Below are 11,090 nucleotides of genomic sequence, written 5' to 3' on the forward strand. Positions count from 1 at the left end.
ATGAATGCTTTTATCTTAGGCATTTTTATGCAAAGTCTAATATTTTCCATAATGGCAATGGGAGTATATATTACTTATAAGTTCTTGGACTTTCCTGATCTTTCCGTAGATGGAACATTTACATTAGGTGCTAGTGTATCTGCAATTTTAATTTCTAAGGGAATTAACCCCTTTATAGCACTTTCTTTTTCTATTATAACAGGAGCCTTAGCTGGAACCATGACAGGCTTGTTGAATGTAAGGCTTAAAATAAAGGATTTGCTTTCTGGAATTTTAGTAATGCTAGGGCTTTATTCTATAAATTTAAGAATTATGGGAAAAGCAAATCTACCTATATTTAATAATGCTACTATTTTCTCTAAAGATAGTTTAACTTTTAATTTATTTATTGCATTAGGCTTTTCTGTTGTATGTGCTGCTTTGTTTACTATATTTTTCAAAACCAAAATAGGTTATCTTATAAAGGCTACAGGGAATAACGAAAATATGGTAACCTCTCTAGGTATAAGCACTGGAAATGTTAGAATACTTGGTTTAGCATTATCTAATGCTTTAGTTGCATTATCTGGAGGAATATTCGCCCAATATCAAGGCTATAGCGATATAAATATGGGAACAGGCACTATAGTCATAGGCTTAGCTTCTATAATAATGGCTCATTCAATATTTAAAAATTTAAGATTATTCACTCCTAGTTTATTGTGCATTATTGGTGCTTTTCTATATAGAGCCAGTATTTCTTTAAGTCTAAGGATAGGCTTTAACCCTAGTGATTTAAAGCTTATAAGCTGTATAATTGTAATACTTGCTCTTTATTTAGGAAATAACAAGTCAGCTTTTAGATTAAAAGCCTTGCCACAGCCTAAAGCTAAAAGACAGGCAGGTGATATAAGTGCTTAAGTTAAATAATATATGTAAAACCTTTAATCTTGGTGATATTAATGAAGAAAGCATATTTCATGGAGTATCTTTAGAAGTGAAAGATGATGATTTTATATGTATAGTAGGTAGCAATGGTGCAGGAAAATCAACGCTTTTAAATATTGTGTCTGGAAAGCTAGGTATAGATAGGGGCAGTATAATCTTAAATGGTGAAGATATTACTGATCAGGTAGAAAGTCAAAGATGTAAAAAAATTTCTAGGATTTTTCAGGATCCTTCATTAGGTACTGTGCCATCTATGACAGTCCATGAAAATCTATCTATGGCTTTAAATAAAGGTAAAAAGTTTAACTTTTCACTTTTAATAGATAAGAAAAATGAAAGCTTGTTTAAGGAATCATTGAAAATACTAGACTTAGGCCTAGAGGATAAGCTGGAAGTAGATGTGTCTAAATTATCAGGAGGTCAGAGGCAATCCTTAGCCTTAATTATGTCTGCATTAACTGACCCTCGTCTTTTACTTTTAGATGAACATACTGCTGCCCTAGATCCTAAAACATCTGAAATAGTCATGGCTATAACAGATAGAATTGTTAAGGAAAAAAAACTAGCTACCCTTATGGTGACTCACAACATAGATCATGCAATAAGATACGGAAATAGATTGATTATGATGCATAGAGGTCAAATAATATTAGATGTTTCAGGAGAAGAGAAGAAAAACCTTACAAAAGAAAAGCTCCTATCCTTATTTAAGGATGTTAGCGATAGAAGCCTATTTAGTTGAAGCCCTTCTCAGTACGAAAATACACGTGCTGAGAAGGGTTTTTCTTTTGTCTTCTCTTATGCACACTTATTCTTAAGATTGAATAATATATAATACAAAATAAGTGAGGTGATATGAAACATGCTTGAGAGAAGATGTCCTCCTTTTGCTGAAGAATATACAGTAAAAAGAGGTGATACAATTAGTAGTATAGCTCAAGAATTTAATACAACTATTGGTGTTATTCGATTTTTAAACCCTACTATTAATATTAACCGTATCTCTGTTGGTCAGATAATTTGTGTTCCTAGAAGAGTTCCAACTCCTATTTGTCCAAATGGAACAATATATACTATAAAGGCTGGAGATACATTTTACAAAATAGCTGATGAGTTTGACATAACTGTTAGAGAGTTGCAGCTAGCAAACCCATTAGTTAATCCATATAACCTAGTGGTGGGTCAAAAAATTTGTATACCAAAAAAACCTGCTCCTCCGCCTCCACCACCAGCTATACCTCCATGCGTTGACGGAACTTATTACGTAATAAAGGCTGGAGATACTTTCTATAGTATAGCAAACAGGTTTAATGTAACTCTTAGAGATTTAGAGGCAGCAAATCCTGGCGTGGATCCTAATAGTCTAGTAGTAGGGCGAATTATTTGTATCCCTAAAAAGGTAGTTCCACCTAACACTCCTCCTTGCCCTGGTGGTGCATATTATACTATACAGGCTGGTGACACATTCTTTAGTATAGCAAACAGATTTAATGTAACTCTTAGAGACTTAGAGTTAGCAAATCCTGGAGTAGACCCTACTAAACTAACTATAGGCCAAATAATTTGTATACCTAGGAAGCCTAGATGTCCAGGCGGAAAGATACATGTGGTTGTAGCAGGAGATACTTTATTTAAATTAGCACAGCAATACGATGTATCCTTTAGAGCATTAGTAGATGCAAACCCGGATATTGATATAGAAAACCTTCGCATAGGTCAAGAGATTTGCATTCCACCTTATGAGCCTTCAGAGCTATGCCCAACTGGAAAAACTTACGTTATAATGCAGGGGGACACTCTAACTAGTATAGCAGAAAAATTTGTTGTATCTGCTACGGATATACTAAAATATAACCCTACTATGGCTCCAAGTGAGTTTATACCTGGCAAACGTATTTGTATACCACCCGAAGTAGAAGTATAATCATCCAAATAAAAAACGTTACCAACAGATTATCTATTGGTAACGTTTTCTTATTGCTTAGTCAACCATATCCATAGAAACATTATCGTCTAGGTCTACTTTGTCCTTCATTGTAACATTAAATATATATAGCATTATTCCCATTATTAAGTATCCTAGTGCAAATGTATAATCCTGTAAGAATCCTAGCTTTGGTGCATGCATTAGTCCTACTGCAGACATTACAGCCCCAGCAAAAGCAGCCATACCAGCCTTGTCAAATTCATTGTCAAGAATAAATACTACTATAGCACCCCATACTAAAGCTGTAAACATTGCACCCTGTCCAAGAGGTACAATTGCTGGTGAAAGCTTAGCAACAGCCTCAGGAGCTGCTCCATTAAATTTACCAGAAATATAGTTAGCCAAATATGGGAACATGGCTACTACTACAGCTGGAAAATGTTTTTTGTCTACTGAACCAAAAGCTTGTGAAATCATTGATACCCCAACAAACACTAGTATAGGAGCTATAACTGGTAATGGAATAATACTGGATATAGCCGCTATTATTCCAAGAGAAGCAGTTATTAAGAAAGCAATTCCATTTACTACTGAGTATCCTCTACCAGCATTAACCCATTTAGCGCCTATAGAAGCTATATAAACTGTTGTAGGGAATACTCCACCAAATAAGCTACCTACCATTGTACCCAAACCATCTGCTAGCTGTGCTTCTGCAACATTGTAGTCGTCACCTGCTGCAGCCATAGCTTCAACGTTATTCATGGTTTCTATAAAGTTATAAACAGATATAGGCACTAAAACTGCTAACAAGCTAATCATAGTTCCAAATATATACTTAAATCCTTCAAGAAAAGCTATAGATGGTAATGGCGGGTAAAACCCAAAGGTTGAAAATCCTTCTGTTATTTTACCTGGGTCTGCTTGACCTAAAGCATAAGCTAAAACTGTACCTATAATAATTGCGAATAAAGATGATGGTATTTTAAAAGGCATTGCTTTCTTAGCCACAAGACCAATTAAAATAATAACTAATACTATCATGCCAACAACTGGCATCTCAAAAGTATGGAAAAACATTTGTCCACCAATAATTGAGTATGCAACTCCTGCTAAAGCACCAAGCATAGCGGCTCTAGGAAGATTTTTTCTAACCCAACCTCCAATTACGCTTCCTAAAGCTTCAATAATACCTCCTAAGAAACATGCTGCTACTCCAATTTTCCAAGCTAGGTTTGGATCCCCTGTAATATCAAGTGCAGGTTTTAATACACCAAAAAGATAAATAAACATTACAGGAGTACTAATACCATAAGATAATGCTGTTACGTCAAGTCTGTTTTCTTTTTCTGCGAGTTTTTTTGCCATGTGTGCATAATAAAGGTTGCCTGCTAATACTGAGATAGCTGCTCCAGGTATAACTTTCCCAAATACTATACTACTTGGGTACCCCATCCCAAGCATACTAATTGCGATAACGACAAAGTTAGCAAGGTTATTCTGGAATAGAGAAAAGAATCCATCCAAGTCCTCCTTTTTCCAAAATGGGTAATTAATTTTTGTTGACGTCATACTATACCTCCTTTATTTGATTTATTCTGATAATTCTGCATCTTCTTAATATTACCTTTGTAGTTAGTGCATAAATTATCTCCTATTAAATAAGAAAGGTATTATAGCTTGGCTATTCAATTGTGAAATTTATTGAAAATATTGCTATTTTTTTGTAATATGTTCACATGCTTGTTAGATATATATGCAGAAATTCATAATACAGTATATTGTTTCTCTGTAATATCTTAACATTATAGTATTATTACAAAATAATAACAGCTACATTAAATCGTAGCTGTTATTAATATTATTCAGAATATATGATTTAGGATAGGTCTAGCATATTATCTCTAAAAAATACAATCAACCCATAATGAGCTAATATCTCCATATACTGATTATATGGGGAATCCTCCAGTCCTCTTAGCATTGCATTATCCTTGTATCGTCTCTCATTTTCTCTTATTTCCTCTTCAAAAACCTTATTGTATTCTTCTATGCTGTTAACATCTTTTAAAACCTCTATATATCTGTCATATTCTTCAGAGAGTCTGTTCATAAACTGTCTATCAAGCTCTGGATACCTGCTAACATACTGCTTTAGTATTTCTTCCTTACTTTTAAGTTTAAGCATGTGAACCCCCCTTTAATTATTGTTTTAAAGATATATATGACTTTGTTTATAACATTCTATTAAAATAATAAAAGCATTATTTTATATGGCTCAAATATAGCCTCTCAATATTTGTTGCGAAAACATTCAATGAAAATCTTTCTACAGAAGCTTTAGCTTTACTTCTTAATTGATGTATGTCCTCATTGCTGCAGAACAGAAGATTTACACATTTAATAAAATCCCCTTCGTTTCTATACATATACCCATTAATTCCATTCATAATTAATCCTTCTACAGCTTCATCATATTTACATACAACTGGAAGACCACTAGCTAAGGCTTCTATATATGTTAGGCCTTGGCTCTCACTAGTAGAAGCAGTAACAAATATATTGGCTAAAGAATAGTATAATGGAACTTCCTCTGGTGGAACCATACCAGTGAATATAACTTCTTTTTTGAGGTCCAAATTATCTACAAGGCTTTGTAAATTTTCCATGTGGGGACCTCCACCTACTATTAGCATTTTTAATGGATACTTCTTATTCAGTTCCTTTATATTCATTATTATTTCATCAATATTCTTTTCTTTTCCAAGTCTGCCAAGAAAAATGAGTACTTTATCTTCTGGATTTATTCCTAGCTTGTCTTTTAAATCCTTAGCTTCTTTCGTATGTCTATGCTCTGTTTTAAATCTAGATAAGTCAATTCCCGTAGGTATTATACTTATTGGGTTTCTAATACCATATGCTATTAAAGAGCCTTTTGCCTTTTGAGTGGGAGTTATGATTTCGTCAACAGACCAAAGTAACCTCCTTATTAAATCCATAGCTCTTCTTCTAGATATTAATCTGCCCTTAAAAACATAGCCTAGATAGTCTTCATACATAGTATGATAAGTATGGATATGTGGGACCCTTAGTTTTTTTCTTATATGCTTAGCATGAATTAGTGTGCAGAATTCTGTATGAGAATGTACTATGTCTGGTGACCATTTAATGATTTCATTTATAAATTTGTTCTTGTAGGAAAGTGTACCTCTTGCTCCAGGGTAAACCCTTACATTAAAGGATTTTATATAGTAGATGTCCCCTTCCTTATATGAAAAGCCTGTTTGAGAAAGCGTTAGTATTTTTACCTCATGTCCCCTTTTAGTCAGTTGCTGATATAGATTCTTTACAGAAATAACTACCCCATTTATAGCGGGACTAAAGGTATCTGTTGTTAGTAATATTTTAATATTACTCATCTCCTTTCATATGGAATTGCAAGTTTAAATATATTTTATCACTTTTTTCAAATTAATGTAATTTTTTTAGCTTTTTTTCTTATTTTTCTGCCTCTATCCTTTAGTCTTATTTGTTGTATCTTTTACTTCAAAATTAACAGACAAATATTATATATAATTAAGATTAAACATAAATTTATATTATATACAAAATCTTGAATATCTAAATCTATTGATTTTTGATATAATGTATTAAAGTATTCTTAAGGAGAGAATAGGTTATGGAAAACTATGTTATTATAACTTTAATTGGCTATTTATTTGGTTGTTTCCAAGCATCTTATATCTTAGGAAAATTTTTTAAAAAAGTTGATATACGTACTTTAGGCAATGGAAACGCAGGTGCTTCTAACACAGTTGTGTCTTTGGGTTGGAAATATGGTGTAGCTGTTGCACTGCTAGATATTGGCAAGGCTATACTCTCTATTGTCATTATAAAACTGCTTCTTAAAAATATTCTTCAGCAGGGTCAACTTCCATTTTACCTTTATTTGAATGGATTATCTGTGATTTTAGGTCATAACTATCCTTTCTATATGAAGTTTAGAGGTGGGAAAGGCACTGCCTCACTTATTGGTATGCTATCTGCAGTAGATTTTCGTATTGCAATTTTAGGGATAATAGCTATTGTAGCTATTACTATTGCAACTGATTTTATTGCCTTAGGAACTATAGGCTTAGTTTTATTATTTATAGCTTCTACAATATATTTTGGATATAGTAAAGGCTGTATAATAATTGCTATTGTTTTAGCTGCATTGAGTATTTATAACCACAGGTCTAATATTATCAATATCCTGCAGAGAAAGGAAACTGGCTTAAGAAGCACCTTTAAAAAGAAACAAACAGCTGACTAGATAACTACCAAAAGGTAGTTATTTTTTTATGAAAATTTTGCTTTTAAAGCTATATAATCTTAGGTATAATTGTTTCTGTACGTAAAATAATGAGAGGGGTTTACAATGAGTATTTTAACAGTAAAGGATTTAAGTCATGGTTATGGAAGTCGTGCTATATTTAATAATGTTTCTTTTAGGCTATTAAAGGGAGAGCATATTGGTCTTATAGGGGCTAATGGTGAAGGCAAGTCCACCTTCATGAATATAATAACAGGCAAGCTTGAGCCTGATGAAGGAAACATAGAATGGTCAAAACGTGTAAGGGTAGGTTATCTTGACCAGCATACGGCTCTTTCTAAGGGAATGACTATTAGAGATGTGCTAAAAACTGCTTTTAAATATCTTTTTGATATGGAAAATGAAATGAATCAAATCTGTGAAAGGATGTCAGACGTTACGCCTGAGGAGCTTGAAATATTGCTTGAGGACTTAGGTACTATACAAGATATCCTTACTAATAATGACTTTTATATAATAGATGCAAAGGTTGAAGAAATAGCAAAAGGCCTTGGCTTGTACGATATAGGTCTTGATAAGGATGTAAATGACTTAAGCGGTGGCCAAAGAACCAAAGTACTTTTAGCTAAGCTGCTTTTAGAAAAGCCTGATATTCTTTTATTAGACGAGCCTACTAATTATCTAGATGAGCAGCATATAGAATGGCTAAGACGGTATTTACAGCAGTATGAAAATGCATTTATTCTTATATCTCATGACATGCCATTTTTAAATAGTGTAATAAATCTTATATACCATGTGGAAAATCAAGAATTAAACCGTTATGTAGGCACGTATGATGATTTTATTCAGATATATGAAGCTAAAAAGCTTCAATTAGAAGCTGCATATAAAAAGCAGCAACAAGAAATTGAAGATTTAAAGGACTTCGTAGCTAGAAATAAAGCAAGAGTAGCTACTAGAAACATGGCAATGTCTAGACAAAAGAAGCTTGATAATATGGAGGTAATAGAGCTAGCAAGAGAAAAGCCTAAGCCAGAGTTTAATTTTAGAGATGCTAGGGCATCGGGAAAGCTTATTTTTGAAACTAAGGATTTAGTTATTGGATATGAGGAGGCCCTTTCAAGGCCCTTAAATCTCAGGATGGAACGAGGCCAAAGAATAGCTCTTGTAGGAGCAAATGGTCTTGGCAAAACTACATTATTAAAGAGTATACTAGGACAAATTAAACCTGTCTCTGGCTCTGTAGAGCTTGGTGATTATCTGCATATAGGATATTTTGAACAAGAAATAAAAAAAGCGAACACAAATACTTGCATTGAAGAAATCTGGCAGGATTTTCCCTCTTTTACTCAGTTTGAGGTTCGTGCAGCACTTGCAAAGTGCGGATTAACTACCCAGCATATTGAAAGTAAGGTTAATGTATTAAGTGGTGGCGAACAAGCTAAGGTTAGATTATGTAAGCTTATAAATAAGGAAACAAACATACTAATACTTGATGAACCTACTAATCATCTTGATATTGATGCGAAGGAAGAACTTAAAAGGGCTTTAAAGGCATACAAGGGTTCTATTTTGTTAATATGTCATGAGCCTGAATTTTATAGAGATGTTACTACAGACGTATGGAACTGTGAATCCTGGACAACTAAAATAGTTTAATTAATTTCCCACTTTTGAAGTGGGATTTATTTTTTGAAATTTTTTAAAAATTTGATTGTAATCAATTTCAAATTTGGAAAACTAATCTATAATGAAGTTAACAATCAAGCATATTAAATTTAAGGAGGAGTATTAAATGAAAAATATTACTTTACAATTAGAACAATTAACTTGCCCAAGTTGTGTGAAAAAAATCGAAACTGCACTTACAAATGCTAATGGTGTAAATGAGGTAAAGGTACTATTCACTTCAAGTAAGGTTAAAGTTAGCTTCAACGACGAAGTTGTTTCTGGGGAGGAAATAGCAAAAATAGTCCACAACTTAGGCTTTGACGTTTTAAGTACAAAATAATCCAGGGGCTATCTAGCCCCTCTTATGGAGGTAGATAGTATGATGAAAAAAAGAGGGCAGATAGTAATAATTTCAGGTAGTCTTATTATTATAGCCCATATATTAAAGTATCTTAATTTTGACATAAGCATATTTAACGGACTTATGATTATATCATCAATAGTAGCAGGTTACCCTATAGCTAAAAATGCCATCGGAGCTTTAAGATATAAAATCTTAGGAATTGAAGCATTAGTAACCGTAGCTGTGACAGGAGCCATATATATTGGTGAGTATTGGGAAGCAGCAGCAGTTACTTTTCTTTTTATATTTGGTGCTTATTTAGAAGCAAGAACCTTAGAAAAGACTCGCTCTTCATTAAAAGCCTTATTAGACTTAGCACCAAATACTGCCTCTGTCATTCGTGATGGCAAGGAGATAAAAGTTTCACCAGATGATGTTCTAAAGGGTGAAACAGTGTTAGTTCGTCCTGGCGAAAAGATTCCAGTAGATGGATTGGTCTTATCAGGAAATGCTTCGGTAAATCAAGCCTCTATTACTGGTGAATCTGTTCCTGTTACTAAGGAAAAAGGTGACCATGTCTTTAGTGGAACAGTTATAGAAACAGGTCATTTAGAGCTAGAAGCAGAAAGAGTAGGAGACGATACTACCTTTGCTCGAATTTTAGAAATGGTTGAAGAAGCTCAAGAATCAAAGGCTCCAACTCAAAAGTTCATTGAGAAATTTGCAAAATATTATACTCCAGGAATCATGCTGCTTTCAGTAATAGTTTATCTAATCACTAGGGATTTAGAGCTTACTCTCACTCTATTAGTAATATCTTGTCCAGGTGCCATGGTAATATCTGCTCCCGTTTCTATAGTTGCAGGAATAGGAAATGGTGCTAAAAAGGGCATCTTGATTAAGGGTGGAGAATATTTAGAAAAGGCAGGGAAAATAGATATTGTTGCCTTTGATAAAACAGGTACTCTTACTATAGGAAGCCCAAAGGTTACTAATATTAAAAGCTACGGTATGTCTGAGGAAGATTTGCTCTTTTTAGCTGCTAAAGTGGAAATGACCTCAGAGCATCATTTGGCTAGAGCTATAATAGAGGAAGCACAGACTAGAATATCTAGTCCAATAGAAGCTGCTACTGACTTTGAAGTATTTCCTGGCGGTGGTGTTAAAGCAGTAGTAGATAATGAAGAAATCTATATAGGCACACGTAAATTATTATCAGACAATGAAATCTTCATTTCAAATGAAATAGAAGAATATTTAATCCAAGAAGAAAATAATGGCCAAACAGCAGTAATCCTTGCTAAAAAAGAAAAAACATTAGGAGTAATATCAATTGCAGATAAAATAAGAGATGACGCACGTAATGAAATACTAAATCTTAGAAAAGCAGGCGTAAAAAAGGTAGTTATGTTAACTGGTGACAACAGGAGAGTTGCTAATGCAGTGTCTAAAGAATTAGGCATTGATGAATATTATGCAGAATTGTTACCAGAAGAAAAGGTAAGTAAAATAAAAGAGTTGATGAAAAACAATACTGTTGCCATGGTAGGAGATGGTATCAATGATGCACCAGCTCTGGCATTAGCTCACTTAGGTGTAGCCATGGGTGGTTCTGGTACGGATGTAGCCATGGAAACAGCAGATTTAGTCTTGATGTCGGATAGCTTAAGTAAGCTTTCATACGCATTTGGTCTTAGTCGTGCAACAGTAAGAAACCTAAAGCAAAACATATATTTTGCAGTATTTGTAGTCTTTGCACTTCTAATAGGAGTGCTCACAAGAAATGTATTTATGGCTTTAGGAATGTTAATTCATGAAATAAGTGTGTTATTAGTTATCGTAAATGCAGTTAGGTTAACTAGATATAAGGGTGTTCATAAGGATTCATAATAAAAGCTAAAAGC

The 11,090-nt window shown here is 33.6% G+C and carries 10 protein-coding genes; 7 read left to right on the forward strand and 3 right to left on the reverse strand.

What is annotated here, in order from left to right; translation table 11 throughout:
• The 3 genes from BLV37_RS03725 to BLV37_RS15160 all read left to right on the forward strand — a co-directional run bounded on the left by BLV37_RS03725 (position 1) and on the right by BLV37_RS15160 (position 2,851).
• On the forward strand, positions 1-900 hold the full coding sequence (locus BLV37_RS03725; protein ID WP_091727462.1) for an ABC transporter permease: 900 nt from the start codon (positions 1-3) through the stop codon (positions 898-900).
• Positions 893-1,669, forward strand: coding sequence for an ABC transporter ATP-binding protein (locus BLV37_RS03730; protein ID WP_091727465.1), 777 nt, complete (start codon positions 893-895; stop codon positions 1,667-1,669). Before BLV37_RS03725 ends, BLV37_RS03730 begins: the two co-directional genes overlap by 8 nt.
• A gap of 120 nt (positions 1,670-1,789) precedes the next feature.
• Positions 1,790-2,851 (forward strand): LysM peptidoglycan-binding domain-containing protein, encoded by a 1,062-nt coding sequence (locus BLV37_RS15160; RefSeq protein ID WP_208975193.1) that lies wholly within the window; start codon positions 1,790-1,792, stop codon positions 2,849-2,851.
• 57 nt (positions 2,852-2,908) lie between these two features.
• Here the strand turns inward: BLV37_RS15160 and BLV37_RS03740 are convergent, their stop codons facing one another.
• The 3 genes from BLV37_RS03740 to BLV37_RS03750 all read right to left on the reverse strand — a co-directional run bounded on the left by BLV37_RS03740 (position 2,909) and on the right by BLV37_RS03750 (position 6,273).
• Positions 2,909-4,426: a uracil permease gene (locus tag BLV37_RS03740; protein WP_091727468.1), complete on the reverse strand. Its 1,518-nt coding sequence runs from the start codon at positions 4,424-4,426 to the stop codon at positions 2,909-2,911.
• Positions 4,427-4,733: 307 nt separating this feature from the next.
• Positions 4,734-5,042, reverse strand: coding sequence for a hypothetical protein (locus BLV37_RS03745; protein WP_091727470.1), 309 nt, complete (start codon positions 5,040-5,042; stop codon positions 4,734-4,736).
• Between the two features lie 76 nt (positions 5,043-5,118).
• Entirely contained in the window at positions 5,119-6,273 is a 1,155-nt protein-coding gene (locus BLV37_RS03750) for a glycosyltransferase family 4 protein (protein ID WP_091727473.1), read from the reverse strand.
• 260 nt (positions 6,274-6,533) lie between these two features.
• Here BLV37_RS03750 and BLV37_RS03755 point away from each other — a divergent pair, with 260 nt between their 5' ends.
• The 4 genes from BLV37_RS03755 to BLV37_RS03770 all read left to right on the forward strand — a co-directional run bounded on the left by BLV37_RS03755 (position 6,534) and on the right by BLV37_RS03770 (position 11,076).
• Positions 6,534-7,169, forward strand: coding sequence for a glycerol-3-phosphate acyltransferase (locus BLV37_RS03755; RefSeq protein ID WP_091727475.1), 636 nt, complete (start codon positions 6,534-6,536; stop codon positions 7,167-7,169).
• Positions 7,170-7,274: 105 nt separating this feature from the next.
• Positions 7,275-8,831 carry an ABC-F family ATP-binding cassette domain-containing protein gene (locus BLV37_RS03760; protein WP_091727481.1) on the forward strand — a complete coding sequence of 519 codons (1,557 nt, stop codon included), beginning with the start codon at positions 7,275-7,277 and terminating at the stop codon, positions 8,829-8,831.
• Between the two features lie 136 nt (positions 8,832-8,967).
• Complete coding sequence (locus BLV37_RS03765) at positions 8,968-9,183, forward strand: heavy-metal-associated domain-containing protein (RefSeq protein ID WP_091727484.1); 216 nt, start codon at positions 8,968-8,970, stop codon at positions 9,181-9,183.
• Positions 9,184-9,222: 39 nt separating this feature from the next.
• Positions 9,223-11,076, forward strand: a complete 1,854-nt coding sequence (locus BLV37_RS03770; RefSeq protein ID WP_091727486.1) for a heavy metal translocating P-type ATPase — start codon at positions 9,223-9,225, stop codon at positions 11,074-11,076.
• Positions 11,077-11,090 lie beyond the last annotated feature (14 nt).

It is taken from the genome of Proteiniborus ethanoligenes, from assembly GCF_900107485.1.
GTDB lineage: Bacteria > Bacillota > Clostridia > Tissierellales > Proteiniboraceae > Proteiniborus > Proteiniborus ethanoligenes.

What these genes read in the sequence shown, in the direction of transcription:
- BLV37_RS03725 (WP_091727462.1), top strand. Translation starts at nt 1, where the DNA reads ATGAATGCTTTTATCTTAGGCATTTTTATGCAAAGTCTAATATTTTCC.
- BLV37_RS15160 (WP_208975193.1), top strand. Translation starts at nt 1,790, where the DNA reads ATGCTTGAGAGAAGATGTCCTCCTTTTGCTGAAGAATATACAGTAAAA.
- BLV37_RS03740 (WP_091727468.1), bottom strand. Translation starts at nt 4,426, where the DNA reads ATGACGTCAACAAAAATTAATTACCCATTTTGGAAAAAGGAGGACTTG.
- BLV37_RS03745 (WP_091727470.1), bottom strand. Translation starts at nt 5,042, where the DNA reads ATGCTTAAACTTAAAAGTAAGGAAGAAATACTAAAGCAGTATGTTAGC.
- BLV37_RS03750 (WP_091727473.1), bottom strand. Translation starts at nt 6,273, where the DNA reads ATGAGTAATATTAAAATATTACTAACAACAGATACCTTTAGTCCCGCT.
- BLV37_RS03755 (WP_091727475.1), top strand. Translation starts at nt 6,534, where the DNA reads ATGGAAAACTATGTTATTATAACTTTAATTGGCTATTTATTTGGTTGT.
- BLV37_RS03760 (WP_091727481.1), top strand. Translation starts at nt 7,275, where the DNA reads ATGAGTATTTTAACAGTAAAGGATTTAAGTCATGGTTATGGAAGTCGT.
- BLV37_RS03765 (WP_091727484.1), top strand. Translation starts at nt 8,968, where the DNA reads ATGAAAAATATTACTTTACAATTAGAACAATTAACTTGCCCAAGTTGT.
- BLV37_RS03770 (WP_091727486.1), top strand. Translation starts at nt 9,223, where the DNA reads ATGATGAAAAAAAGAGGGCAGATAGTAATAATTTCAGGTAGTCTTATT.